We start from the raw sequence: 26,069 nt of genomic DNA, 5'->3' as shown, positions 1-26,069 counted from the left end.
ACTCTAACCTATGGGACGCTGTTCGCCCTAATTTACCGACGAGGCGCGCCGTGACGAGCTTGTACTAAACGGGTGACAATCCAGTCATTGACCGCGGAGGTAGACGTCTGGGAAAGACCTGCCGTGCGCGCACTCTCAGCGATCTCTGAGGGGTCTACGGCATCTGGTTGACCAGTCTTAGGGGTGGTCAACCACACCACTCCCCCGTCGGACAGCGGGGCGACGACGTCAACGAGGTCGTCGGTAAGGTCTCCGTCACCGTCGCGCCACCAAAAGAGAATCGCATCACAGACATCATAGGAAGTGTCTTCGAGCAGTGTGGAGCCGATGATATCTTCGATAGCTTCACTAATGGATGAGTCGCAATCGTCGTCCCAACCAACCTCCTGCACGACCATGTCGTCAGAAATTTCAAGTTTATGGGCCAAGATGGCGTTGAAGCTGTTGGCGTCGGAGCTGGCGCTCACTGCGTCGATCCTCCTAATTAGAGTTCGTTTCCCGATGACTCCACCAGTCTACCTATGAAAAAACTATTACACATTGGTTTCTTCTGGCAACAAGTCCAGCACCTCCTGACGTCCAGGTGTGTGGCTTAACTCACGGAAATAGCACTCACTCATTTGAACAAACATGCAACAATAATCTTGTGAGTACTGAACAAATTACCTCCGAAGGTTCGCAGACTGAACTGACCATACTCGATGCAGTGTCGCCAAGCCTTGTCCACCACATTCGTGAGATATCTGGCCAGCTCACCCGGACTGTGATGGCACACATGAGTGTGTCTCTTCCCTTCTTTGCAGAACTTGACGCCAAACATCGGGCTGATATCGGAGCGTTGGTGCAGTCTGCCATTCGGTTTTTTGCGGATTGGGTCCAGAATCCAGAGAATAACAATCTTGATTTTATGGATGTACTTGGCTCGGATTCCGTCCACATGGTGGAAGGTCTGAGCTTGCAGCAGTCTGTCTCCATCCTGCACTCGAGCATGGAAGTCATCGAACAGGCCGTCATCAACATGAAGGACATGCCAGAAGCAAAGGTCACATTGCTAGTCCATGCGCTTCGATACAGCCGCGAGTTGGGGTTCTCCATTGCAGACTACTTTGCGGCGGCAGCGGAAAAACGCGGTGCCTGGGATGCCCGCATGGAGACGGCACTAGTTGACGCGGTGGTGCGCGGAGCAAAGTCTGAAGACATCCGTTCCTTTGGCTCTGCCTTGGCATGCGACGCTAATCAGCCGGTGACAGTGATGGTCGGAACTCCGCGTTCCATGGATCGACATGAGCGGACTGTGCTTCGTCTCCACCAAGCAGCATCCGACCTGGGCTATCGCGCCTTGGCAGCGGTGCAAGGCCCTTATTTGGTGACACTGGTGAACGTGCCTGCAGAAGTGCTCATGGATCCAGAATGCCCACTCTATGAGATCTTCTCCGATGACCAGATCATGCTAGGGCCAACAGCGCGCAATCTAGCGGGAGCATCTCGGTCCGCAGAGGAAGCTTTTGCAGCGTTACGCGTCGCGCAAGCAATGCCCAATGTTCCGCGCGTGGCGGCTGCTGACATGTTTATCCCGGAACGGGCGATAGCGGGAGACCATCGAGCTGTGCAGCGTCTGTTTCATGGCATCATTAAGCCTTTGCAGAAGTCTGCGAGTGCAGCCATTCGTGACACCTTGCGACTTTATCTTTCGGTTGATGGTGGCGTCGAAGAAGCGGCCCGGCAGCTCTACGTGCACCCCAACACGGTACGTTACCGTTTGAAGAGAGTAAATGACATTACCGGTATGGATCCACTTGATTCGCGTATGCGGTTTACGCTGCGGATCGCTAATGTTTTGGGGATGCTCGAGGACATTAACGAATCCAGCAACAAATCTTGGTAGAGTCGTGAGTATTATCTGGGCGCCACTCTGCGCCCTCCCCCCTGTACGCATAGTGAAGGTACTAGACGGAAAGGAAAGCACCGCAGATGGCTGCTGATGAAAGAGACATCGTTGCTGGCCTTGCCGAGATCATCGAGGAAGTCACCGGTATTGAACAGACTGAGGTAACTCCAGACAAAAAGTTTGTGGATGACCTGGACGTAGATTCCCTGTCGATGGTAGAAATTGCTGTTCAGACCGAGGACAAGTACGGCATTGAAATTCCCGATGAGCGAATGAAAGGTATGGGCACGGTACGCGATGTCGTCGATTACATTAAACGAGTCACTGTGGGGCGATCCTGATAACGTGCTGTTATCTCCACTAACAAAGGAATAATAACGGTGAAAAACGAACTGTGGTGGGCACTCCGTTGCGGGTGCCCACCACAGTTTTTGTGAAGAGGAAAAGAGGGGGTGCGTAGGTGGTTTAACCGACGGCGGACAGCCAGGTGACGTCTATACTAGAAGGCTGTTCTTGGCGAAGCGTGTCAAGAGACTCATCCCATGCCGTGCCGAGTGCGAGTTCGATGCCATGCTCAAGATCACCAGCACGCATAATTTCGCGAAGTCGGTTTTCGGAGACAACGACGTCACCCGAAGCATTTGTCTCCCCCCGCCAGAGACCGAGATCTGGAGTATGGCTGAAACGCTGGCCGTTCCAGCTTTCAGTGGCATCTTCAGTGACATCAAAGGAAAGAATGGGCCACTCTGCGAGGGCTTCAGCGAGGGCTTGCCCACTGCCAACTGGTCCGATCCAGTCGACAGAGGTGCGGAGCATACCTGGACGGCCTTCCACAGTGTGCCACACGAGCCGCCGGGTAGGGAGGGCTGCTTGTAAGGTACGAGCCAGGACCTGCTCGATCCGCGGGCAAAGCGCTGCGGGGGCAGCATAAAGGGACACCACCCCAGTGGTGGCATCAACAAATGGTGTAGCGACGTGCACGCCGCACCTCCTTCTTCTTCTGAGACGTATGACGTCTTCCCCAACGCAGTACGTCCTATTCGGAGGTGTGTGCACTTTTCTCTTGTCACGTTCAAGTTTGCACTAAAGGTTGAGACTTTTCTTCGATTGAACCTCCGACACGCCGCGTTATTTTTAAAAAAATTCGCAGGTAAAAGCACATTTTTAACTTTAATAAACTTCAGTAACATCAGTATCACCAGCAACCGGCAACGATAGCGCCCTACCGAAGCGGAGGTTTAGCTAGTAACGCGCTACACTGGATACGCTCATTTCTGTTCTCACAGCAGAGGAGTACGTGCCTGTAGCTCAGTCGGTTAGAGCAGATGACTCATAATCATTTGGTCCTGGGTTCGAGCCCCAGCAGGCGCACTTTTCAAAGCCCCTGGTAGATCGGCATAATTGCTGTTTCACCAGGGGTTTCACTACATTTTTGGTAGGTGCTTGAGGGGGCACGAGGGGGCATAAAAAGGCTCTAAAATGCACCAGATGTAGCCAAAATGTAGCCACGAAAACGCACGAAAAAAGCGAGGAAGCCCAGCAACAACATAAAACCACCGAACTCTTCCTGCGAGGCAGGCGGGGTGAATTCTCGCCCCTCCGACCGCTCCTCTTGCATATTGTCTGGGATCTGCTCACCAGCAGACATGTAGGCAACATCATTCGGCGTCACATGATCCGGCATGATTTTCTTCTCCTCAACAAAACCCCACATCACAAGCACCGTGGGTCAAGTGCCCAACCACACAACCCCCGGCTGGAAAGGGTGCTCAAACACACCACACCGCCCGGCGCGGACACGCGGCTACGGGCGGTGGGTAAAGGAAAACCCCGCACCCAATAGGGGGTGACGGGGTTCTATTCAGGTGATAAAAGCTCTTAGGCGGCTACAGGCTCCTCTGAGACAACGCCATCGATACGGTAGCGGGTGAATTGGGAGGATATCGTCTCACCGAATTGCTCAAGTCTCATATCATATGAGGTGTTTTCGGCGAAAGCATCCCATATCAAATCTACATATCCGAGGAAGATACTCTCTCCCCCGGTGAACTCATATGACGACAGGATAATCTGACTGGAGCCCTCTTCTGTATTCCGGGTAACGAAACCCTCCAGGTCGTCTTGTCCAGGACGAGCAATACTGAACTCCATATACCGGTCAGACTCGGAAACAATATCTGCTTTTAGAGTAGAAAGGGGTTTTCTAACATCCGACATAGAACTTGTTTCTATGTATAGGTCAAAATCTGGGTAATCTGCCATGCTTACACACCTCCTCTAGGGCCGTATTAGCTCATAGTCGCCTTTATCATCAGTGCCTAGAACAAGGAGTTCTTTCGGGTAATGATCGGGGTCAATGTCGCTTTCTATTGTTTCGATAAGTTCTTCTCGGGGGATAGAGAAGTTTCTCGAGTCAATGACAACATGGTCAGATTGATGCTGCGCTTTTCTGATGTTTGCAGTGACACCATTACGCGGGTTTTCAGAAGTCTTACTAACCTGTTTTACTTCTACTGTGATGTCCCCGCAGACGATATCTGGGGTGTTCTTGCTGAAGTTCTCTCCCAGCCCAAGAGAACTCCTAAAATCGTCCTGTGTATCACTTGGCAATTGTCCGAGAGCGGCACAGTATTCCAACCGAACACCACTGCGTTTCTCCACTAACACAGCAACCTCTTTTTCATACGGGCTCCACTGATCCTCCCCTCCGACAATCCCGCCTTGACGTAGCTGCTCAGCTGAATAACTACGAGGATTAACCCCCTTACGGGCACTCTTTCCTCTCTTGTAGAGGTGTGTCTGTCCGGGGGCTTGGAGCACACTGGGAGTAGGGCGCACAGTCATGACGTTTTTCATCGTATGCCCGGCGCGGACTTGATAGGGGCGGTGCGCACCGATGAGCGTAGTACGCGCCTGCTCCAGGGAGGCAAGGCCCAGCAGGAGCACCTCTCCCCTTTTCGAAGGGTTCCCTTGCTAATCTTCCTTCACCTCTCTAATATATGCATTATCACGCATATATTAGAGAGGTTTGGTAATGCAGGCCACTGATCACACTCACCAGTCCGATCACACTCACGGCCCGGAACATGGCCACACACATAGCCACGTGCCGGATCCCAGTGACAACCACAACCCCGACAGTCACGATCACGGCAGCACACTACCTCACGGTCATTCCCATCATCACACCCACGACCATCACGACGCGGCACAACTCGCCCGCACTCCTCAATGGCGCATCAGTGTCGCTATCGCCCTGGGACTCGTGACCGTCATCACACAAATTATTGTAGGGCTACTCTCCGGTTCGCTCGCTCTCCTGTCGGACTCGGCACACGCGTTTACCGATGTCTTTGGCCTGTGCACTGCACTCATTGCCATCCGAATTGGCGCACGCACCTCCGCCACTCCACAACACACCTTCGGTTTTCGCCGCGTCGAGGTACTCGCCGCGGGATTCAACGCAGTTCTGTTGCTAGCAGTCGCCGTCATCATCGTCGTCGAAGCCGTCGAGCGTCTCATCCATCCCGTTGATGTCCTGGGGCTACCAGTAGCCATCGTCGCAGTAGTGGGACTACTCATGAACTTTTTCGCGTTTCTTGCCATCCGTGGCGGTAAGGACGAGTCCATTAATGTGAAGGGCGCTTATCTAGAGGTGATGGCAGACATGGTGGGGTCGGTTGGAGTACTCATCTCCGGTCTCATCACCTATCTCACAGGATGGGTGTATGCCGACATTGTGGTTGCAGTCCTCATCGCGATATGGGTACTCCCGCGGGCAGTCGCATTGCTCCGCCAAGTGGGTAACGTCATCCTGCAAGGCACACCCACAGATGTCGATGTGGAGTCTCTCCGCCAAGACATCTTATCGGTAGACGGTGTACAAGCACTCCACCATTTTCATGTGTGGAGCCTCACCACCGGTGACAACATCGGATCTGTCCATGTTGTCACCTCAAATCCGCAAGCCCGCCAGCGCGTGCAAGAACTCATGGAGCACACCTACTCTCTTCACCATGTGACGGTGCAAGCAGAAACACCTGCCGAACAATGCGCGAATGTCGGCGCCTGCGTCTAACCCTTGCCACTACTGCGGTACGGAAGCAGCGGTTCCGGTACTAGTCCCAGTTTTCTGCATGAAGAAGGACATCAACAGCTTGCGAACGGCCGGCCGGTCGCACCATATGCTCAAGGCGGATGACCCGCATCCCCGCACTGGCACTAGCAAGATCAGCGACGGTCGGAAGAAGTGCAGAATCCTGCGGGCCTCCAATGCCGTGACGGAGGTTTTCGGCAGCATGCCCAAGATAGAGAAGCGCACCGTGCGGCTGCAACCAGGCTTGGCTACGCTTCAACACATCGCGTAGCTGATGCATGGGCAAATGCAGATAAGCGCCCAAAATAAGGTCGAATTTGCCGCTGGTGAAACGGTCATCACCAGTAACTTGTGCATCGTAGACCGGTACCCAGTTACAGACGTTCCCCACCGTATAGACAATCTTCGGCCCCAATGACTCGTGCTCTGCCGCTATACGAATTGCCTCGGGAGAGAGATCAACGCCTACTACGTCCCAGCCCATCTGCGCCAGAAGACGAGCGTGCCGACCATCCCCACACCCTAGGTCAAGAGCGGTGCCGGGTTCCATAGTGGAGAGCCGTTCCACGACTGCCGCGGCAGGGGTTCCTCCCCAAGGGGCGGGTGTTTCACTGTAGCGGGCGTCCCAATCTGCGGATGTACGTTCAGCCATGTCCTCCACAATAGCCCGAAGCACCCACTCACACAATGGGGCTAACAAGGTTCACTTCACCATGCGTTGGACTGCACAATGCCGAGCGGAACTTCAGAATGCCGTGCGGGGGCTGCTGTGCGGCACACACTAATCGAAGATCTCGGGCAGCACACCTCGCGGAAGCTCCTCCACCTCGCCATCTTTTACAACTAGGTGCCGTGCTTCCACCTGTTCGATCATGCGTTGGTCGTGGGTGACGACGACAAGAGTACCTTCACACTGTTTAATAGCGTCCTGTACTTCTTCGATGAGGTCAACACTCAAGTGGTTAGTCGGCTCATCCATTAAGAGAATCTCTGGCGGGTTAGCCACGAGCAAGGCCAAGGCTACCCGTCGCTGCTGTCCCAGCGAGAGATCACCCACGGGTCGCTGGGCATCTTCAGGGGTGATGAGCCCCAGTTCGTCTAAGTCCAGTGAGTGTGGACCGGAGGCAAAGGAGTAGAGTTCCGCAGCACTCTTTTTCGGGTCCTCCCATCGTTGTTCCTGCTCCAGGATCGACAGGGTTGCTCCCTGCCCGACCTGCACCTCTCCTGCTTCCGGCCGGAGCGCACCAGTAATGACATGCAGCAGGCTAGATTTGCCGGATCCATTGGGGCCGGTGATGACGACAGTTTCGCCAGGCCGAATGGTCAGAGAACCCACGTGGACACGTTTGGGAACAACCACCCCACGGAGCTTCAGATGGAAGTCCTCATCGGAACCAGCGGCGACACGTTTACCACTGGGAGCCTTCGCTAGAGGGGCATGAAAACCAAGCAGGACTGGCGGTTTTTCCACCCCATTTTCTTCCAGGTCCGAAAGCTTTTGGCGCGCTGCTCGAACTCGGCGGGCTATCTGTTTTTCCACGCGACCGCCGGCCTGGTTGTAGGAGAGTTTATCGTTATCCTGACGTGCACGGCCGGGGGAAACCTCTCGCGCACCTTTCTCGATAGTGGTTTCCAAATGCTCTCGTTGGTGCTCTTCAGTGCGCCACTGATGCTCCCACAGCTGGCGTTCGTGTCGACGATGTTTGTCGTACTGAGTCCAGTTTCCGGTGAAAATACCGATACCCTCGCGGTTGCGCACAATGTCACCGATATGGGTGCAGGTGGCATCCAAGAAGTCACGGTCGTGGGTTGCCAGCACGACGATCCCCGGGTGCTCTCGAATAGTTTTGGCAACAAGCTCACGCCCTCGCGCATCGAGATGGTTGGTAGGTTCGTCGAGGAGGAGAATCTCAGGTGCCCGGATGAGGGCAAGTGCAAGACCGAGACGAGCTCGCTCACCACCCGACATATCGACAGTGCATTGGTCAAGAAGATCTCCGGATACTCCCTCTCCGGTTAGGCCCAAATGGTCGAGAACAACTTCCGCATTATGCTCAGCACTCCAGGCATCATGGGCCATGACGTCGTTATAGATCTCGGCATAGCGTCGTTCCGCGTGCGCGGCGGCCTCAGGATCCTCGGTGGTAGCCATAATGTTGGCAGCGTCTTCCAACGCCTGGAGACGGCGACGGGCAGGTCCGAGAGCCTCTTCAACGAGCATACGACCGGTGGAATCGAAGGGGGCTTCGAGCTCTTGAGCCCCAAGAACGCGGGTTCCTTGGTGGGTGACACGGCCAGCACTGGGTTTGAGGCGACCGGAGAGAATCCACAGCAGGGTGGACTTGCCCACTCCGTTGTCGCCAACTAGACCCAGCACGTCTCCTGCAGAAAGCGTGAGATTAATGTTATTGAGGACGGGGCTACCGGGATAGTCGTAGTGGATGTCGGTAGCGACCAGCTGGGTGTCTGCAAAGTCCACCGACACATCAGCGGGGTACACAGACTCGGTCATGGGAGCTCCTGGGGACAGGCATAGCTGTGGCATACAGTTATGCTTCTTGTCGTCAGTATATGCCGAAAGCCGGTGCACTGGTGATGGTGTGCGGGGTGCGCCGAGGGGGTTGGGGCGACGCAAGCTCAAATCGCTGTGGGGTGTTTTACCGTGCCCTAAATAGCAAAAGCTCCCCCAGTTGGACTCGAACCAACAACCCTTCGATTAACAGTCGAATGCTCTGCCAATTGAGCTATGGGGGACTAAACACCTTGGTGTTACGAATGGATAGCTTACCTACCCACCCCGCTACTCTCCAAATTGCCAGGTGGACACGAGGAAAAGTAGGTGAAAAGCAGATGTACCGACACGCTGTTAGAAGGTTGCGATGGCAAGTTGTTTCAATGTCGCACGGTATTCTTCCAGTGCCACAAGATCCTTAAACATGTCATGGTAGTCGGGGTCAGTAGAGGGGTTCTTCCGCTGTAGGGCAGCTTTCAGTGCGGCTACTTGTTGCCCCACCCACGCTTCCTCCAGGCGCGCAAAAAGACCCTCCGCGTAGCTGGCCATATGCTCCTGGTCTACCGGCATATCTTCGACGGCAAGCTCCGAGACTACCCCCTGTACTACCAGGTCGTCGATATGTTCTTGGATGGACGGTACCCAGTTATGGTCAACCACCGCGTTCGTGCAGCCTCCTACCGCTTCGATAGCATCCCGAATAGTGCGGTAGAGCGGATAGGTGAAGGCATCAGACCCCAACGCGTCGAAGCCAGCTCCGGCAGTACGGGGATACTGGATTGCGAGACGCACTGCCCCTCGTTGGCGCCCCTCTTCACTACCTTCGGAGGGTTTACGGGGGCGCAGCATCCGGGGCTGATTCTGACTGGCCTGGCCGCCTGCAGTTCCTCTTGCCCCAATAGAGGCAGAAAAGGACGAACTAGCTCGTGGACCCCGGCCCCGCTGAAGCCCTCCTCGCAGCGATCGCCCAGTTGGTCCTCCTGCTGGCATCCGTCCCGCGGTACGGGCAGCCTGTCGCACTCGATTCACTATTTCGGTGGGATCGTGCCAACCTACCCAGCCGGAAAGCTGGCGGGCATACTCGTCCCGTAGCGCCGCATCGTGGATAGCCGCAACAACCGGGACAAGGCGTTCGAGAGCTGCTACGCGCCCTTCTGGAATAGAGAGATTGAAGTCTTTCAGCAGTGAGCGGAGTGCGAACTCAAACATGGGGATACGGCGTGCGATGAGATCTCGTACGGCGGCATCTCCCTCCGCCTGCCGCAGCTCACAGGGGTCCATTCCGCCCGGCGCAATGCAGACGAATTTCTGGCCGGCAAATTGCTGATCTCCGGTGAACGCCTTCATAGCAGCTTTTTGACCCGCTTCATCTCCATCAAAGGTGTAGATGATCTCCCCCCGGTAGTAGTTATCATCCATGAGGAAGCGGCGCAGAATAGCCAGGTGGTCATCGCCGAATGCGGTTCCGCAGGCGGCGACGGCGGTTTTTACGCCAGCCGCCCACATCGCCATCACGTCCGTGTAGCCTTCCACAACGACGCACTGGTGTGATTCGGCAATATACTTTTTGGCTTTATCCAGACCAAAGAGCACTTTGGACTTTTTGTAGAGCATGGTTTCGGGAGTGTTCATATACTTCCCGAGTTTGTCGTCGTCGAAGAGCTTGCGCGCACCGAAACCAATCACCTCCCCGCTGGGGGCACTGATGGGCCAGAGGAGACGACGATGGAAGCGGTCGATGGGAGTTCCCCGCGAACCCATCTTGGAGATCCCGGCAGCCTCCAGTTCATCGAAGGTGAAGCCTTGTTTCTGCAGGTGACGGGTAACGGTGTCCCATCCGGCTGGGGCGTAACCACAGCCGAATTCCTTAATGATGGCGACGTCAAAACCCCGGTCGAGGAGCATGTCGCGGCCCGGCTGTGCCTCTGGGGTTTCCAACTGCTGCCGGTAGAACTCGTGGGCGGCTGCATTGGCTTGAAGTAGCCGCCGACGTGTCCCCCGCTGCTGCGGAGTGGTGGCGCCGCTTCCCTGGTAGTTGATGCGATAGCCGATGCGGTCAGCCAGCTGTTCCACCGCTTCAACGAAGGTGACATGTTCCATCTTCATGAGGAAGCTGAACACGTCACCTCCCTCCCCTGTAGAGAAGCAGTGGTAGTAGCCGTGGTTGGGGCGAACGTGGAAGGAGGGCGTTTTCTCGTCGGTAAAGGGGCTCAACCCTTTGAGAGAATCGACACCGGCGGGTTTCAGCGACACATATTCCCCGACGACGTCTTCAATGCGCACCAGGTTACGGATTGCCTCAATGTCGCTTTCTGGAATCCGTCCCTTGGCCATGGTTTGAGGATACTCCATCCAGCGAATGCCAGCGTGCTCTAGCCCCACCCTGCTTGCAGACCAGCGGCAGCCTTATCGACACGTTCTAGACGGGTTTCGGTGTACGAGGCGATCTGGTCGACCACGATTCGCATGCGGCGTGCATCATCACCCGCCGCACAGGCTGCTTTCCAATCATCCCAAAGAACCGGGTCAAGGCCGCCTTCGCCAGTTTGCAGCAACCAGCTCGCCACGCGGAAAATCCGGTCATATTGGCGTTCCTGTGCCTTCAGGTGGTCTACATTGTGCATGACGTAGCGGACTGCCACCGTCTTGAGGAGCCCCACTTCTGCTTCAATGTCGTGCGGGATTGCCAGATCTCCTCGGTAGCGTCCCAGCTCCCCCGCGTAGTGAGCCCGGGTGGTGGCTATCGTGGAGTTGACGAAGCGCCCCACCAGTTCCGACGTGAGTTGTTTGAGCGCCACCAAGTTACTCCGAGACCCAAAGTAGTTTCCGGACCCCACTACCGTCCCAGAGTTGGAGACGCAGGTGTTTGCTACTTCTCGCACATGGGGTAGCTCCCACAAGCGGGCGGCAGCAGCTGCAACACGGTCGGCGGAGAGCCCAAACGTGGTGTGGGCATCTGTTGCTAAAGCTGCAGCTTCCGAATCGTCTCCCAAAACTCTCAGGTCAATGCGACCGGCTAAAATACCATCTTCAACGTCATGGACTGAGTAGGCGATATCATCCGACCAATCCATGATCTGTGCTTCCAGGCACTTATGGTCAGTGGGCGCGCCGTCTCGAATCCATGCCAGAGTATCGGCATCATCAGCGTAAGCACCAAACTTTCGCATTCCCGGACGACGGGTCCACGGGTACTTACAGACGGCATCGAGTGCTGCGCGGGAGAGGTTAAGCCCTACCGACGTCCCTTCATCGGAAAGAACCTTCGGCTCAAGGCGGGTGAGAATCCGAAGCGTCTGTGCGTTGCCTTCGAAACCGCCGCAGTCAGCCGCAAGATCGTTGAGAGCGTGTTCCCCATTATGGCCGTAAGGGGGGTGCCCAATGTCGTGTGCTAGACCGGCGAGCTCCGCAAGATCTGCATTGACATCTAACCCCGAGGCGATGCCCCCGGAGATTTGTGCAACTTCAAGGGAATGCGTCAGGCGCGTGCGTGGCACATCCCCTTGCTGTGGGCCCACCACCTGAGTTTTATCCGCTAACCGTCGCAGTGCACCACTATGGAGGATGCGGGCACGATCGTGGGAGAAGGGGCTCCGACGATCGTAGTTGCCAGTTTTCCCTAGTTGCGCAGCCTTAGGTTGCTCTGGGTGACGTCGGGCGAGGTCATGATCGGTATATACACTCATCTCACCCTCATTCTAGCGAGCTGGCGAGGTCCACTGTCGCTTCTCGACACAGCGGCGCGAAACTTCAGTAATCTTAGGTTGGAGAGTTCTTACAACCTCTCGACTTTGTTGTCCTTCATCTCCGTCATCTCCGTCCGTCCATGGATAAGGGAGGGCCTCTGCCCCATGGTGAACGTTTTCAAACGTTGTTGTGTCGCTCTTCTCCTCACGCTAGGTGTACTGGTGGGGCCTACCGCTGCCAGTTATGCCGTGGAGCCCTTTGCTATGCCGGATAGTACAGATGTGGTGGCACGTGGCACTACACTTTCTGACACTGACCAAGTAAAACTCCAGGATGCTGTGGTAGATGCCCGCCAACAACTGGGCTTGGAGATCTACTTCGTCTTCGTCGACACCTACGGAGACCTCACCCCAGCTGGGTGGACCCAAGAATTTGTGTCCCTGTCGCACATTACGGGGCCGAACTACGTTGTTATCACCGTCGCGACGCAGCAGCGCGATCTTTACCTGGGGCAAGGTGGTTCTCTCAGCACCTACCAGATGCAAACGTTGATGAATAAGTACCTCATCCCCTCCTTGCAGCAAAGTGATGCCTCCTGGGGCAACATAGGACCTGCAGCAGTGGAAGGCTTGCACGCAGTGCGTAGTTCCCAGCCGGCTGGATCCACTACCGATGACAACGTTCCCCTCGGGCTAGGCGCATTCATCCTTACCCTTGTCGCCGCTGCCGCGGTTGCCATCTATTACGTGGTCCGCCGCTTGGCCCGTCGTAAACGCAACAATGAAGCCGCAATGAACGCACTGGCGAACCCACAATGGGACGCCCCCAATCCCCTCGGAGCAGTGCCGCTGGGCCAACTGCATCAGCGGTCTAAGGAAGTGCTCATCGCTACCGATAACGCAATTCGGCAAGCTAACCAGGCTGTGATTACCGCCCGCCAGGAATTTGGTGATGCAGCGGTAGAGCAGTACCAGATCGCCCTCCAGAAAGCCTCCGCACATCTGCGTCAAGCTTTCACCATCCGCCAAGAATTGGATGACGCTTTCCCCGAAACACAACAACAGCAACACCAAATGCTGACGGAGCTACTCCGACACTGTGACGATGCCGGCAAACTTCTCAAGGAGAACGCCACCCAGTTTGAGCAGATGCGCGACATTATGACCGATCCACAGCCCCGCATTGCTAACCTCACCCTTCGTACGGTGGAAGCACGTGCACGGCTGGAGCCAGCTCACCAGACCATCTCGTCGCTACAGCAACGCTATAAGCGGCTCAACCTGGAAACCATCGAAGCAAACGTCCTTGGTGCGGAAGAGAACATCACCCTTGCGGAGAAATCCCTGGATGATGCTCGGCAGGGGCTCAAACGCCCCAGCGAGGAACACTATCCGGTGGCACCGGCCATTGTGCAGGCAGAAAAGCTGCTGGCCCAGGCAGAGCGACTCCTCGCTGCAGTGGATCATGCTGACGAGGACATCACACACGCGCAAGCCAGCTTGCAGGGACAAAAAGAGGAGCTCACCAAGACCCTTGCTGAGGCTGAGAGTTTCCTCGCAAGCCCACTCGCGAAGAACTCCACCGTCAACACGAATCCAGTGCACAATGCCGTCAACTTGGCTCGTCAGGCACTCAAACGCGCCGAATCACGCGGGGAAGCTATACCCCTCCCCTGCTATAACGAGCTGGTCGCTGCAGACACCAGTCTGCAGTCCACTCTCATTTCTACTGAAGGGCAAGCCAACACCCTACAGCGCCAGAAGGAGACAGTGCGCCAGGCTATTATCACGGCTCAGCATCAGGTGCGGGCAGCTCAAGACCTGGTGAATACTCGCACGAATATTGTGCAGGCAACCGCCCGTACTCGCCTCTCACAGGCACAAACTCATCTACGTATGGCGGAGCAAGTGGCAGAAACCGACTACCTGGCAGCTCTCCAAGAGGCGCAAAAAGCCATGATGATGGCACAGGAGGCCACCCAGGCCGCCGCACACGACCAACGAACCTATGCCACGATGTACTACCAGGATCAGCGCACCCGCTCTGGCAGCAACGTCAGCAGCTTCCTGGGCGGTATGCTGTTAGGCAATCTACTCAGTGGCGGATCGTCCTACAATAATGGCTGGTCAGCTGTCAGTAACGGAGCTGTGGACATTGCCCGCGCCTTGGGTAACTCAGGAGGATTCTCCGGTATCGGCGGATCCTTCGGCGGGCCTTCTGGAATAGGTGGGAAGTTCTAAAGAGAAGTCCCCTACACCGTCTTATCGAAGAAAGGCGAAGGAGGCGTTCCCTCCTCGGGGCCCTCGCCAGGTGGCTCAGTGTCCGCTGGGAACCCGTCACCAGGCTCGCTGGTGGCGGCGTCTTCTGCCGCCTGCATCTGCGCCTGGTGAACCTGCTCCTCCATCATCTGTAGCCCCTTTAAATGGGACTTTGCACGCCGGGACTTGTCACCCTTCACCTTGCGCAACATTTCGGCAGCCGCCGAATCCAGACTCCAATCGGGAATCACCGGAAGCGACCAGCCGAACAGTTGTGCAGGCAGGCAGAGAGCAATACCGGTAATGGTGCCGGCAATCATACCCACACCAGGGTAGCCGATGCCATGCACCATGGTTACCACACCCGCACCAGCGAGTGCTGGGGTGGCATAGAGGGTATTCCCTCCGAAAACTTCTGGGGTACGGCCCACCAAGATATCGCGGGTGACGCCACCACCCACCGCGGTAATCACGCCCAATACAAGTGCCGGACCCACACCCAGCCCGGCGGCGAGCGTCTTCGAGGCACCCGTCGCCGCCCACGACCCAATCGTCATGGCGTCGACCAGACTGAAGAGATTCACCCAAAACTTTCGTCCGTCAATGCGCAGCACCATGGAGATAAACACACCACAAACTGCGGCCACCAGATAGGCATAGTCGGTTAGAGCAATGGGCGTGAGGTTGAGCATGAGGTCACGCAAAATACCGCCACCCAGCGCAGTGCTAATTCCCAAAATAAGGAAACCGACCAGGTCGAACTTATGACGGCGTGCCACAGTGCCGCCTAGGCAGCCTGCGCCAACGACGCCCGTCAAGTCGATGACTCGAAAGACGAGCTCCTGATTCAGGAGAACGCCATCCATCTAATCTGGTCGATTCCTTCGAAAGTGGGTGTACAGGTAACTACGCGGCACTCGAAAGTGTGCCCTGCTCCCATTGTCCTCCGTGAGGCCACAAGGTGCACGGGATGTTAGCTAGCAGCCACGCAAACGTTCAGCGAGGTAGTTCTCCACGTTGTCGAGCGACACACGTTCTTGACTCATCGTATCGCGTTCGCGAATGGTGACAGCCTGATCGTCTTTCGTGTCAAAGTCGACGGTGACGCAGAACGGAGTGCCGATCTCATCCTGGCGACGGTAGCGCTTGCCAATACCTTGGGCATCGTCGAAATCGACGTTCCACCGCTGACGCAGCTGGTTGGCGAGGCAACGGGCCACCGGGCTGAGCTCCTCGTTACGGGACAACGGCAACACCGCAGCCTTAACGGGGGCTAGACGCGGATCAAGGTGCAGCACTGTACGCTTGTCAATCTTGCCATTCGCCTTCGGGATTTCCTCTTCCTCATAGGCGTCTACCAGGAAGCACATCAGGGAGCGAGTCAGACCGGCCGCGGGCTCAATGACATAGGGGATAAAACGTTCCCCGGTGGCCTGTTCAAAGAAGGAGAGGTCCTCACCAGAGTGCTTGCTGTGAACCGTGAGATCGTAGTCGGTACGGTTGGCGACACCCTCCAGCTCGCCCCACGTGGAGCCGGTGAAGTGGAAAGCGTACTCAATATCGACAGTGCGCTTTGAGTAGTGCGAGAGCTTCTCTTTCGGGTGCTCGTAAAGACGCAGGTTTTCTTCCCGGACACCGAGGTCGGTGTACCACTTCCAACGCTCATCGATCCAGTACTGGTGCCATTCTTCGTCCTCTCCTGGCTTGACGAAGAATTCCATCTCCATCTGTTCAAACTCACGGGTGCGGAAGATGAAGTTACCGGGAGTGATTTCATTACGGAACGACTTACCAATATTGCCGATACCGAAGGGAACCTTCATACGAGAGGTTGTCATGACGTTCTTGTAGTTGACGAAGATACCCTGGGCCGTTTCCGGACGCAGATAGTGCAGACCTTCTTTATCATCGACGGGGCCTAGGTAGGTCTTCATGAGGCCAGAGAATGCCTTCGGCTCAGTCCAGTTGCCCGGCTGCCCGGTTTCCGGATCCGGTACATCTGCCAAGCCGTTAGCGGGGGCGTGGCCGTGCTTCTCTTCGTACGCTTCCAAGAGGTGGTCTGCCCGGTAACGCTTATGGGTGTAGAGGGACTCCACGAGCGGGTCGGTGAAAACCTCGACATGCCCGGAAGCCTCCCAAACCTGACGAGGCAGAATAATGGAAGAATCCAGGCCGACGACATTGTCGCGACTGCGGACCATGCTGTTCCACCATTGGCGCTTAATGTTGTCTTTGAGTTCCACACCCAGCGGGCCATAATCCCACGCAGAGCGAGTGCCACCATAAATCTCACCACACGGGTACACGATGCCCCGGCGTTTACACAGGTTAGCGACGGACTCAACGAGGTTATTTTTGGCCACGGCCATGAACTCCTTTGAACATGCCAGATGGAAGTCTCTGCAGCCAAAATCTTAGCAGGCACCACTACTAAACCCCATTTGAGCAGCAGTGGCACACCTTCTCACCGCCACATACTTGCCAAGCTCGCTATGATATGAGGAGAGTTGTCACCGGGCAGACTCACCGCAGCATTGAGAGATGGGACGTAGCATGGCAGAAGCACCGGAAGAGCACTCCTCTGGCTTGGTGGATAAGGATCTGGCAGAACTCCCTCCACAAAAGGTGATGGAGGCTGCCGGTACTCTTCTGCAATCTCTTACTGCTCCTGCTCGCATCGCGATTATTGTCCAGCTGCAGCACCGTCCGTGTTGTGTACACGAATTGGTGGCAGCACTGGATATTCCCCAGCCAGCAGTGTCCCAGCATTTGCGAGTACTGAAGAATGCCGGCGTGGTGAAGTCCACGCGTCGTGGCCGCGAACATGAGTACTCTCTAGTCGATGAGCACCTCACAGGTATTGTCAACGATGCGCTGTGCCATGCAGAGGAGATTCTTCACCATCGGTTCCTGTAGCCTGTTTCGGCACAGCACCACTCCCCCCTTACTCCCCACTATGAGGCGTTTTGACTCCCCCAAAACGCCGGTCGCGGCGAGCGTACTCGTCAAGTGCTGCCCACAGGTGGCTGCGGTCAAAGTCCGGGAATAACACATCCTGGTAGACCATCTCGGCATAAGCACTTTGCCACAGAAGGAAGTTGCTCGTGCGCTTTTCTCCAGAGGGGCGAAAGAAAAGGTCAACATCCGGCATTTCGGGAACATACATCAGGCTAGACAGTGTCTTTTCGCTGATATCGCGAGGGTCAAGCACACCTTCCTTGACGGCCATGGCCAGGCGATTGGCGGCATCGGTAATTTCTGCTCGCCCCCCATAATTGACACACATGACGAGGTGCATCTTGTCGTTATGTCGCGTAAGTTCTTCCGCAATTTCGAGTTCTTTAATGACGGACGGCCACAAACGGGGGCGCCGCCCTGCCCAGTGAATCCGGACCCCCATCTCATTAAGTTCATCCCGCTGCCAACGCAGGACATCCCGGGAGAAACTCATGAGGAAACGAACTTCCTCGTAGCTGCGGGTCCAGTTTTCGGTAGAGAATGCGTAGGCAGAAAGCCACGGGACTCCCGCTTCGAGGCAGGCACGGCAGGCCTCCAGCAGCACCGCTTCACCACGTCGATGTCCTTCGGTGCGGGTCATCCCGCGCTGCTGGGCCCAACGTCCATTTCCATCCATCACCAGCGCAATGTGGCGGGGTAAAAATTCGGCGGGAATAGCGGGGGGAGCCGACGTAAAATCGTGCCCCTCAAAACAGGGATCCATCTGCGGACCCCGCGTTTGGATGCGGATTTCCTGGTCGGGCAGGAGGTCTTCGGTGACGGGAACGTCGTCAGCATAGGTGTGCGCGCCCTCCACCTCACGGAGCGAACACTGTTGGGCAGTGGACAGCGCGGTGCCGGAGAGCCGTTTCCCGCTCGTTTCCGAGCCGGTGAAGAAACCGGCGAGCTTGTCGCGCCATAGGCTCATCGACGCTGTCCTCTCTCTGCCTCGGCCGCCACATCGAGGGCGGTAATCTTCCGTTCTGTATGCCATTGTAGATGGGAGACAACTAGTCTGTGGGCTTCCTCCTGCACCCGCTGGCCAAGCTTTCGGTCTCCGGCAATGACATCAACTCGCTCCCACCGCGCATCCCGTAACGCCCGTAGGTAGTCGAGCACCCCGGACATGGGGGTCGCACTGCCGGGGGGACGATGCTGGGCACAGACCACTCCCCCTGCCGCAGGGTGGAAAGCTTGGTGCGATCCTTCTACGCCGCAGACGGCGCATTTCTCCAATTCGGGTGCCCACCCTGCCTCCGCCATGGCCCGTAGCAGGTAGGTGTCGACCATCTGCTGGGGTGCCCGCTGGCCTTCTGCCAAGGCTCCCAGGACTCCCACGGTGAGATCGAAGAGTCGTTGGTTAGGCTGCTCTTCACCAAGCAACCGTTCAGTAGCTTCCAGAATGGCAGCGGCGGCGGTGTACCGTCCGTAGTCGGCGACAATGCGGGCATTAAATGTTTCGACCGTCACCGCTTCCGTGATGGTACTGAGATTTCGCCCGGGGTAAATCTGCACATCACTAAGGGTGAAGGGTTCCAGACGCGCTCCAAAACGGGAGCGCGAGCGACGGACACCTTTGGCTACACATCGTACGACGCCGTGCCCGCGGGTGAAGAGCACAATGATGCGGTCTGCTTCCCCCAGGTTGTAGTGGCGTAACACCAGCCCTTGGTCCCGATAGGAGGGCATGGTTAAAAGCCCAGCTTGCCCAGCTGTTTGGGGTCAGTTTGCCAATCCTTTAGTACTTTGACGTGGAGATCAAGGTAGACCCGGGTGCCCAGTACTTGGCTGATACTCTGGCGTGCACGCTGGCCAACTTTGCGCAGACGCGTCCCTTTCTTTCCGATGACAATGCCTTTCTGGCTTTCACGCTCCACATAGATTGTGGCGTGCACTACCGTGCGTCCCTCGTCGTCGGGGTCCGGGTACATTTCTTCGATGCTGCAGGCGATAGAGTGCGGCAGTTCTTCGCGCACATCCTCTAGGACCGCCTCCCGGATGAGTTCAGAGAGGAATTTTTCGGTGTCGTCATCGGTGAGCTCTTCCTCTGGGTAGAACTGTGGACCTACTGGTAGCAGTGAGGTAAAGACGTCGACGACGGTATCGACTTGTTCCCCGGAATTAGCGGAGACCGGCACGACGTCTGCGTCAGGCCCGAGGAGCTTGGACACTGCCACCAGCTGTGCGGCGATCTGGTCGCGGGAGACTTTATCTATTTTGGTGACTATGCCGATGACTGGGGTGCGCGGCACATTGGTGCGCACCTGGTCGAGAATCCACCGATCTCCTGGGCCAATGGATTCGTCGGCGGGTATGCAGAGGCCAATAATGTCCACGCCGGCAAAGGTATCTTTGACGAGCTCGTTGAGCCGCTCTCCGAGGAGAGTACGAGGACGGTGTAGGCCCGGCGTGTCAACTACAATGAGCTGCGCGCCGTCTGTGGTGATAATACCCCGAATGGTGTGCCGGGTGGTTTGCGGCCGATTTGAGGTAATGGCAATCTTCTGGCCCACCATGGCGTTGGTGAGGGTTGACTTGCCGGTATTGGGGCGGCCCACGAAACAGACGAAGCCGGAGCGGTAGGGAATGTTCGGCTGGTCTACGGAATACTCAGTCATTCTGGTCTTCGTTCTCATCGTCGGGAGTGTTGTCGTTTGCCGGGAGGATCTTTTCTACCAGCACAGTGGTGACGCGGCGTCGGCCACGGTGGTCATGTCCAGCCTCTGCGACCAGGTTCAGCGTGTCGGTATGAATATGGGCTCCCGGCAGTGGCACTCGACCGAGTTCGTAGGCTAGTAATCCGCCCACGGTATCGACTTCGTCGAGAAGCTCTTCGTTGAACTCTACACCGACAGCTTCGGCAAGGTCATCGATAGAAAGGCGGGCAGAGGCACGCCACCGATTGTCGCCCAGTTCTTCCAGGGGAGCAACTTCGGAGGCGTCATACTCATCCGAGATTTCGCCAACGATTTCTTCCAGGATGTCTTCAATAGTGATGAGTCCAGCGACTCCGCCATATTCGTCAATAAGGACGGCAATGTGGTTACGTTTAGCACGCATCTCATCGAGGACGTCATCGAGGCTCTTGGAATCGGGGATGAACCAGGCGGGCCGCATCAATTCACCAACAGTGACACTATCTGCGCCTTCCACTGCCGAGTAGGTGTAGGCGACGAGATCTTTGAGGTAGACAATGCCCACAACGTCGTCGACGGTATCGGCGATGACAGGGATACGGGAGAATCCGGACTTCACCGCGAGTTTGATGGCCTGGTTGGCAGTCTTGGTGGATTCAATCCACACCATGTCCGTACGTGGCACCATGGCGGAGCGGGCGTTGTTGGCACCCAGTTGGAAGACGGATTCGATCATCTCGCGTTCATCGTCTTCAACAACGCCCCGCTGTTGTGCGAGGGTGACAAACTCCTTGAGCTCGATGTCGGTGGAAAAGGGGCCTTCTTTGAAGCCTTTACCGGGGGTAAGTGCGTTGCCGATACGCACAAGGAGGCGGCTAATTGGCCGGAATACCCAACCAACAGTGATGAGCAACGCAGCAGTGTAGCGCAGTACCATGTAGGGATTTTGGAGGCCGAGGGTGCGGGCCGATACGCCCACCACCACATAGCTGCACAGTACGCTGACGATGCCGGTATAGACTAGCGCCCATGCGGTTCCGGCCCCTCGACCGTCCATTGTTCCTACGGTGTCGAGGAACAAGGTCGCGAAGAGGATAGTGGCAACGAGTTCTGAGGTGGTGCGCAAGAAAACAGTAAGGGCAGAGTAAGTGTCTCGACGCTCCACGACATAGAGCATCTTGCGGGAACCCAATTCGTTCTCGTGTGCGATCTCCACGACACGAGCGGAAGAAACGTTATTGAGAGCGGTGTCTTGGGCTGCGCAGAGAGCTGCGAAGACCATAAGCAGGAGTCCAAAAACCAGACTCAAGATGGCAAGCACACTCATAATGTGGTGGTTCTAACCCTTTCACACACGACTATCGCGCTGGTCATACCACTCCGCAAGGAGGGCGTTTTGGAGCGAGAACATCTCCTGTTCTTCGGCAGCAGTTGCGTGGTCATATCCCAGCAAATGCAACACACCATGAACAGTGAGGAGCGCCATTTCATGCCCAGCTCCATGCCCGGCGCGTTTAGCCTGATCAGCAGCAAATTGTGGACAGATGACGATATCTCCCAACATGGCCGGTCCGGGTTGGACCGCGTCCGGGCGTCCACCGGGGGTGAGTTCATCCATGGGGAAACTCATCACATCCGTTGGTCCGGGAAGATCGAGCCACTGAACATGCAACTGTTCGATAGCGTCTAAGTCGACCAGTGTGATGGCAAGTTCCGCAGCGGGGTGAACGTCCATACGCTGAAGTACGTAGGTTGCGACGTCGATGAGAATAGTTTCGTCGACGTCCATGCCGGATTCATTTGCTACTTCGATGCTCATTGCCTAGTTTTCATGCTTCCGCTGTGAGGGCCCTTGACGTGAGCCACCTTTCCGCTGGGAGGATTGTTGTTCGCGACGTTCCTCCTGCTCTTCATCGTAGCGCCCGTAGGCTTCCACAATGGCGGTAACAAGACTATGGCGTACCACGTCTTCGCTGGTGAGGTCGATGAAGGCGATATCGGGGTGGGTACCTTCCAAGACGCGTCGAGCGATACGCAGACCGGAGGTTTTTCCACCAGGAAGATCCACCTGGGTAGCGTCACCGGTGATGACCATGGTGGATCCGGCACCCAGCCGGGTGAGGAACATTTTCATTTGTTCCGCAGTAGTGTTTTGGGCTTCGTCCAAAATGACGAAGGCGTTGTTGAGGGTACGGCCACGCATGTAGGCCAAGGGGGCCACTTCAATGACTCCGGTATCCATCATTTTGCGGGCCTGCTCAGGTTCCATCATGTCCCGCAGTGCGTCGTAGAGTGGGCGCAGGTAGGGGTCGATTTTGTCGTTGAGGGTGCCAGGGAGAAAGCCGAGATTCTCGCCTGCTTCAACGGCGGGACGGGTGAGGATAATACGATTGACATCTTTCGAGCGGAGTGCATTCACTGCCATGGCCATGGCAAGGTAGGTTTTGCCAGTACCAGCTGGACCGATACCGAAGACGATGGTGTGGTTGGCGATCGCTTCGACATAGTGTTTCTGGCCGGAGGTTTGGGCCCGAATGGTGCGTCCGCGGACGTTCACAACCCGGGTGGAGAACACTTCTGACGGTTGATCGTGGCCGGAGCCAGCGAGCATGGAGACAGTCCGACGCACCATCGGCACGTCGAGAATGACGCCCTGCTCAACAGTGTCGAGGAGGGAGGTAATAACAGCTTGTGAGAGAGGGAGGTCAGTGGGATCGTCAGGATCGCCAGCGAGAGTGAGCTCGGTTCCTCGGACGTGGATATCGGAGGTGAGGAGTTTTTCTAGTTCACGGAGATTAGCATCGTGTGCGCCGAGCAGAGCCGGCATGGTGTCACCTTCAAGGGTGAAGGTGCGGGTGATGAACGGCATAACCTTAGCTTACCTTGCTACCAGCGCTCCGTGAGGACTCCCATCGCCCCCAACGCGACTGCGCCGGCAACGGCACTCCGCAAAACGGTAGGCCCCATAATGACGGATTGCCCGCCCGCGGTTTCCAACGCAGTGATCTCCTCTTTGGTGAGACCGCCTTCTGGCCCGACGATGAGGACGATGCTCTTGGCGCGATTGAAGGGCAGGCTGGAGAACTTCACCCGGGCAGATTCATGCAGAATTGCGACAACACCACTAGCTTTCTGCGTCTCGGACACCAGCTTCGCAATGTCATCGAGCGCGGCCACTGGGGTTACTTCTGGGTCCCAGGCTCGACGGGATTGCTTGGCGGCTTCGATGGCAGTCTTCTGCCATTTCGCCCGACCTTTCTCCTTCTTGGAACCACTCCATTGGGCGATGCAACGCTCCGCTTGCCAGGGAATGATGCGGTCGACGCCTGCCTCGGTAGCCAGATCGACCGCTAGGTCAGCAGCGTCACCTTTGGGGATGCCTTGAACGATAGTGACGGCGGGCTTTTGCCGGGACACGTTTTTGACCCCGTCAACAGTAGCGTGCAGGGCGTCTTTGCCATCAATGTCAGTGACACGGCAGACGGCGAGGGTGCCGGCACCATCACCAATCATAAACTTCTCCCCCACGCGAAGGCGTTTCACTGTCACCGCATGCCGGCCTTCGGCACCCTCCAAAGTAAGAATGGCGCCGGGTTCAGCATTCATATCGGCTGGGTCGATGCGGAATACGGGGAGACTCATAAAGCTATCCTAACCTGCTCGTTACTAACGCTGGAAGGCTTGCTTCAAACGGCTGAACAGGTTGTCGTCGTCATCTTCGGAGAGCACGCGCGCACCGTCCTTTTGGAGACGGCGGAGCGTCTGCAAAGCGGCGGTTTCCTCATCGTCGAGGTCTTTGGGGATAGTGACGTTGACGAACACGACGAGGTTGCCCCGGCGACCGGTCCGCACATTGGGCATACCTTTACCGTGCTCACGGCGGACGGCTCCCGGCTGAGTGCCAGCCGGGATACGGACGGTGTAAACCTCGCCATCAGGCATATCGAGGTCGACTTCGCAGCCGAGGGCGGCATCGACCATCGAGACAGACACGTTGCAGTGTAGGTCGTCCCCCTCACGGGTGAAGACAGGGTGGGGTTTTTGCTGAACTTCTACGTAGAGGTCTCCGGCGGGGCCACCACCGGGGCCCACGTCACCTTGGGACACCAGGCGGATACGCATTCCACTCCCCACACCTGCCGGAACCTTGACAGTGACGGTGCGGTTGCGACGGACGCGTCCACCGCCGTCACAGGTGCGGCAGGGGTCGGCAATGATCTGTCCGGTGCCGCCACAGTGAGGGCAGGCGTGGGTGGTGACGATTTGCCCGAGGAAGGACTGTTGAACGTCTTGAATTTGGCCGGTGCCGCCACAGTGGGGGCAGGTTTCGGGCTGGGCTCCGGATTCTGATCCGGTGCCTTGGCAGTCGGGGCAGAGGACATAGGTGGTGACGTCAAGATCCTGGAGGCCACCCCGGAAGCACTCTTCGAGGGTGAGCTGAAGGCGGGTGAGAGAGTCACTGCCTGGTTGGACGCGGGAGCGTCGTTCGGCTCCACCTCCGCGCATACCACCCATACCGGCCATGTTGAAGACGGCGTCGAAAATGTCTCCCATGCTTCCGCCGCCAAACCCGCCGAACCCGCCGCCGAACCCGCCGCCATTGGGCTGTCCGAGGGGGTCTCCGCCCATGTCGACGATACGCCGCTTTTCGGGGTCCGAGAGTACTTCGTAGGCGGTGGTGACCTGCTTGAACTTCTCTGCTGCTTCCTCGGATGGGTTGATGTCCGGGTGCAGTTCACGAGCGAGTTTGCGGTAGGCACTCTTGATGTCGCGGGTTGTGGCGTCCTGGTCTACGCCGAGGAGGCCGTAATAGTCCAAAGCCAAGAGGAACAATCCTTCGTGTATATCTGTAGTGGAGCAGGGGCAGGTGGCTGGGGTGTGTCCGGTGGAGCCAGACAGCAGGCGGCTGGTGTGGTCTAGTGTCCGGCGAGAATTTCTCCTATGTACCGGGCGACTGCGGATACCGCCGCAATGTTGGTGAGGTAGTCCATTCTGGTGGGTCCGATGACTCCCAAACCTCCGAAGACAGAGTCATCTGTACCGTAGGTGGTAGAGACCACGGAGGTCCCGTGAATATGTTCCAGGTGGGTTTCTTCCCCAATGCGAACGGTGACGGCGTGGGGGTCCCCAAGTGGGTTGGTAGCTGCACTGTTGAGCAGTTTCAGAATGACAACTTGTTCTTCCAGTGCGTCGAGGAGTTCTTGTAATGAGCCGTGGAAGCTTGAAGCATGCCGAGTGAGATGGGAAGTCCCTCCGAGGAGGAGCCGTTCTTCGGGGTGTTCGACAAGGGTGTCAAGAATAATATGCCCGGCGCGGGCGAGTTCCTTGGCATAGGGGTGGTGTGGGTCGGCGAGAAGCGCGGCAACTGCGGTGGAGGCTTCGCTGAGAGTACGGCATTTGAGAGCAGTGATGAACTCCTGCTGGAGGGTGGTAACGGCGTCGGGGGTGAGGTCCCGATCGAATTCCACGATGCGTTGGTCAACTCGCCCTCGGTCTGTGATGATGACGACGAGGACGCGTCGGTCGGCCATCTGTATGATTTCCACGTGCTGCACGCTGGCACAGTGCAGGGTGGGGTATTGGATGACGGCGACTTGTTGCGTGAGTTGACTGAGGAGACGGATACCACGGTTGAGGACATCGTCGATGCTGATGGAGTTGTCGAGGAATCGGCGGATGGCGGTACGTTCGGCGCGGGAGAGCGGTTTGATCTGCTCGATGTTGTCGACGAATTCTCGGTAGCCCTTTTCGGTGGGTACTCGCCCGGATGAGGGGTGGGGTTGGGTGATGTAACCTTGGGCTTCGAGTACGGCCATATCGTTGCGAATGGTGGCACTGGAGACGCCGAGTTGGTACTTCTCCACAAGGGCTTTGGAGCCGACGGGTTCGTGCGAGGCAACGAAGTCGGTGACGATAGCGCGGAGGACTTTGAGGCGGCGTTCATCTGCACGTGCCATGGGGCCTCCTTTGTGGTGAAGAGATGCGGGGTTCCGCG

The 26,069-nt window shown here is 56.8% G+C and carries 25 protein-coding genes and 2 tRNA genes; 6 read left to right on the top strand and 21 right to left on the bottom strand.

Translation table 11 applies throughout. The features are described 5' to 3' along the window. Positions 1-32: 32 nt before the first annotated feature. A complete protein-coding gene (locus IY73_RS07045) occupies positions 33-467 on the bottom strand; it encodes a DUF3052 domain-containing protein (protein WP_053962452.1) in 435 nt (144 codons plus the stop codon). Positions 468-646: 179 nt separating this feature from the next. On the opposite strand from IY73_RS07045, the gene IY73_RS07040 reads away from it, so the two are divergent. Together IY73_RS07040 and IY73_RS07035 are read left to right on the top strand one after the other, a co-directional pair. Beyond that, positions 647-1,885, top strand: coding sequence for a PucR family transcriptional regulator (locus tag IY73_RS07040; protein WP_082345519.1), 1,239 nt, complete (start codon positions 647-649; stop codon positions 1,883-1,885). Positions 1,886-1,971: 86 nt separating this feature from the next. Then, complete coding sequence (locus tag IY73_RS07035) at positions 1,972-2,229, top strand: acyl carrier protein (protein ID WP_053962451.1); 258 nt, start codon at positions 1,972-1,974, stop codon at positions 2,227-2,229. A gap of 124 nt (positions 2,230-2,353) precedes the next feature. Here IY73_RS07035 and IY73_RS07030 read toward each other — a convergent pair whose 3' ends face one another. Further along, positions 2,354-2,869 (bottom strand): DUF3145 family protein, encoded by a 516-nt coding sequence (locus IY73_RS07030; RefSeq protein ID WP_199397486.1) that lies wholly within the window; start codon positions 2,867-2,869, stop codon positions 2,354-2,356. Positions 2,870-3,185: 316 nt separating this feature from the next. Between IY73_RS07030 and IY73_RS07025 the strand changes: the two genes are divergently transcribed. Beyond that, a tRNA-Ile gene (locus IY73_RS07025) sits at positions 3,186-3,259 on the top strand. 103 nt (positions 3,260-3,362) lie between these two features. On the opposite strand, the gene IY73_RS07020 is transcribed toward IY73_RS07025, so the two are convergent. From IY73_RS07020 to IY73_RS07010, 3 genes are all read right to left on the bottom strand, one after another. Next, on the bottom strand, positions 3,363-3,602 hold the full coding sequence (locus IY73_RS07020; RefSeq protein ID WP_158408680.1) for a hypothetical protein: 240 nt from the start codon (positions 3,600-3,602) through the stop codon (positions 3,363-3,365). A gap of 164 nt (positions 3,603-3,766) precedes the next feature. Then, complete coding sequence (locus tag IY73_RS07015; protein ID WP_053962449.1) at positions 3,767-4,150, bottom strand: beta/alpha barrel domain-containing protein; 384 nt, start codon at positions 4,148-4,150, stop codon at positions 3,767-3,769. 15 nt (positions 4,151-4,165) lie between these two features. Continuing rightward, the gene (locus IY73_RS07010; protein ID WP_148562348.1) at positions 4,166-4,708 is read right to left on the bottom strand and encodes a CdiA C-terminal domain-containing protein; all 543 of its coding nucleotides are present in this window, start codon (positions 4,706-4,708) and stop codon (positions 4,166-4,168) included. Positions 4,709-4,922: 214 nt separating this feature from the next. Here IY73_RS07010 and IY73_RS07005 point away from each other — a divergent pair, with 214 nt between their 5' ends. Then, positions 4,923-5,966 (top strand): cation diffusion facilitator family transporter, encoded by a 1,044-nt coding sequence (locus tag IY73_RS07005; RefSeq protein ID WP_053979136.1) that lies wholly within the window; start codon positions 4,923-4,925, stop codon positions 5,964-5,966. Between the two features lie 40 nt (positions 5,967-6,006). On the opposite strand, the gene IY73_RS07000 is transcribed toward IY73_RS07005, so the two are convergent. The 5 genes from IY73_RS07000 to IY73_RS06980 all read right to left on the bottom strand — a co-directional run bounded on the left by IY73_RS07000 (position 6,007) and on the right by IY73_RS06980 (position 12,182). Beyond that, positions 6,007-6,636 (bottom strand): class I SAM-dependent methyltransferase, encoded by a 630-nt coding sequence (locus IY73_RS07000; RefSeq protein ID WP_053962446.1) that lies wholly within the window; start codon positions 6,634-6,636, stop codon positions 6,007-6,009. 129 nt (positions 6,637-6,765) lie between these two features. Next, positions 6,766-8,496: an ABC-F family ATP-binding cassette domain-containing protein gene (locus tag IY73_RS06995; RefSeq protein ID WP_063665787.1), complete on the bottom strand. Its 1,731-nt coding sequence runs from the start codon at positions 8,494-8,496 to the stop codon at positions 6,766-6,768. A gap of 169 nt (positions 8,497-8,665) precedes the next feature. Beyond that, positions 8,666-8,738 (bottom strand) — tRNA-Asn (locus IY73_RS06990). Between the two features lie 112 nt (positions 8,739-8,850). Then, positions 8,851-10,830 carry a DNA primase gene (gene dnaG / locus IY73_RS06985; RefSeq protein ID WP_082345632.1) on the bottom strand — a complete coding sequence of 660 codons (1,980 nt, stop codon included), beginning with the start codon at positions 10,828-10,830 and terminating at the stop codon, positions 8,851-8,853. 38 nt (positions 10,831-10,868) lie between these two features. Continuing rightward, positions 10,869-12,182, bottom strand: coding sequence for a deoxyguanosinetriphosphate triphosphohydrolase (locus tag IY73_RS06980; protein WP_053962444.1), 1,314 nt, complete (start codon positions 12,180-12,182; stop codon positions 10,869-10,871). Between the two features lie 165 nt (positions 12,183-12,347). Between IY73_RS06980 and IY73_RS06975 the strand changes: the two genes are divergently transcribed. Beyond that, positions 12,348-14,423, top strand: a complete 2,076-nt coding sequence (locus IY73_RS06975; RefSeq protein WP_053962443.1) for a TPM domain-containing protein — start codon at positions 12,348-12,350, stop codon at positions 14,421-14,423. An 11-nt stretch (positions 14,424-14,434) separates the two neighbouring features. On the opposite strand, the gene IY73_RS06970 is transcribed toward IY73_RS06975, so the two are convergent. After that, on the bottom strand, positions 14,435-15,307 hold the full coding sequence (locus tag IY73_RS06970) for a trimeric intracellular cation channel family protein (protein ID WP_063665786.1): 873 nt from the start codon (positions 15,305-15,307) through the stop codon (positions 14,435-14,437). 111 nt (positions 15,308-15,418) lie between these two features. Continuing rightward, entirely contained in the window at positions 15,419-16,810 is a 1,392-nt protein-coding gene (locus IY73_RS06965) for a glycine--tRNA ligase (protein ID WP_172621866.1), read from the bottom strand. Between the two features lie 184 nt (positions 16,811-16,994). Here IY73_RS06965 and IY73_RS06960 point away from each other — a divergent pair, with 184 nt between their 5' ends. Then, positions 16,995-17,357: an ArsR/SmtB family transcription factor gene (locus IY73_RS06960; RefSeq protein WP_082345518.1), complete on the top strand. Its 363-nt coding sequence runs from the start codon at positions 16,995-16,997 to the stop codon at positions 17,355-17,357. Positions 17,358-17,385: 28 nt separating this feature from the next. On the opposite strand, the gene IY73_RS06955 is transcribed toward IY73_RS06960, so the two are convergent. The 9 genes from IY73_RS06955 to hrcA all read right to left on the bottom strand — a co-directional run bounded on the left by IY73_RS06955 (position 17,386) and on the right by hrcA (position 26,031). Beyond that, positions 17,386-18,162: an isoprenyl transferase gene (locus tag IY73_RS06955; RefSeq protein ID WP_053979223.1), complete on the bottom strand. Its 777-nt coding sequence runs from the start codon at positions 18,160-18,162 to the stop codon at positions 17,386-17,388. Between the two features lie 200 nt (positions 18,163-18,362). Then, entirely contained in the window at positions 18,363-19,127 is a 765-nt protein-coding gene (recO, locus tag IY73_RS06950; RefSeq protein ID WP_053979135.1) for a DNA repair protein RecO, read from the bottom strand. Between the two features lie 2 nt (positions 19,128-19,129). Next, on the bottom strand, positions 19,130-20,056 hold the full coding sequence (gene era / locus IY73_RS06945) for a GTPase Era (protein WP_053962440.1): 927 nt from the start codon (positions 20,054-20,056) through the stop codon (positions 19,130-19,132). Next, the gene (locus IY73_RS06940; protein WP_053979134.1) at positions 20,049-21,401 is read right to left on the bottom strand and encodes a hemolysin family protein; all 1,353 of its coding nucleotides are present in this window, start codon (positions 21,399-21,401) and stop codon (positions 20,049-20,051) included. Before IY73_RS06940 ends, era begins: the two co-directional genes overlap by 8 nt. 21 nt (positions 21,402-21,422) lie before the next feature. Further along, on the bottom strand, positions 21,423-21,893 hold the full coding sequence (ybeY, locus tag IY73_RS06935; RefSeq protein ID WP_053962438.1) for an rRNA maturation RNase YbeY: 471 nt from the start codon (positions 21,891-21,893) through the stop codon (positions 21,423-21,425). Positions 21,894-21,896: 3 nt separating this feature from the next. Then, positions 21,897-22,943, bottom strand: a complete 1,047-nt coding sequence (locus IY73_RS06930; RefSeq protein ID WP_063665785.1) for a PhoH family protein — start codon at positions 22,941-22,943, stop codon at positions 21,897-21,899. 17 nt (positions 22,944-22,960) lie between these two features. Then, positions 22,961-23,716: a 16S rRNA (uracil(1498)-N(3))-methyltransferase gene (locus tag IY73_RS06925; RefSeq protein ID WP_053962437.1), complete on the bottom strand. Its 756-nt coding sequence runs from the start codon at positions 23,714-23,716 to the stop codon at positions 22,961-22,963. Positions 23,717-23,740: 24 nt separating this feature from the next. Continuing rightward, positions 23,741-24,898 carry a molecular chaperone DnaJ gene (dnaJ, locus tag IY73_RS06920; RefSeq protein WP_053962436.1) on the bottom strand — a complete coding sequence of 386 codons (1,158 nt, stop codon included), beginning with the start codon at positions 24,896-24,898 and terminating at the stop codon, positions 23,741-23,743. 92 nt (positions 24,899-24,990) lie between these two features. Beyond that, the gene (gene hrcA / locus IY73_RS06915) at positions 24,991-26,031 is read right to left on the bottom strand and encodes a heat-inducible transcriptional repressor HrcA (protein WP_053962435.1); all 1,041 of its coding nucleotides are present in this window, start codon (positions 26,029-26,031) and stop codon (positions 24,991-24,993) included. Positions 26,032-26,069 lie beyond the last annotated feature (38 nt).

The sequence above is a fragment of the Lawsonella clevelandensis genome (assembly GCF_001293125.1).
In the GTDB taxonomy this organism is placed as follows: domain Bacteria; phylum Actinomycetota; class Actinomycetes; order Mycobacteriales; family Mycobacteriaceae; genus Lawsonella; species Lawsonella clevelandensis.
Note: the sequence above shows the minus strand (reverse complement) of the source record. Positions and strands in the feature narration are given on the sequence as shown.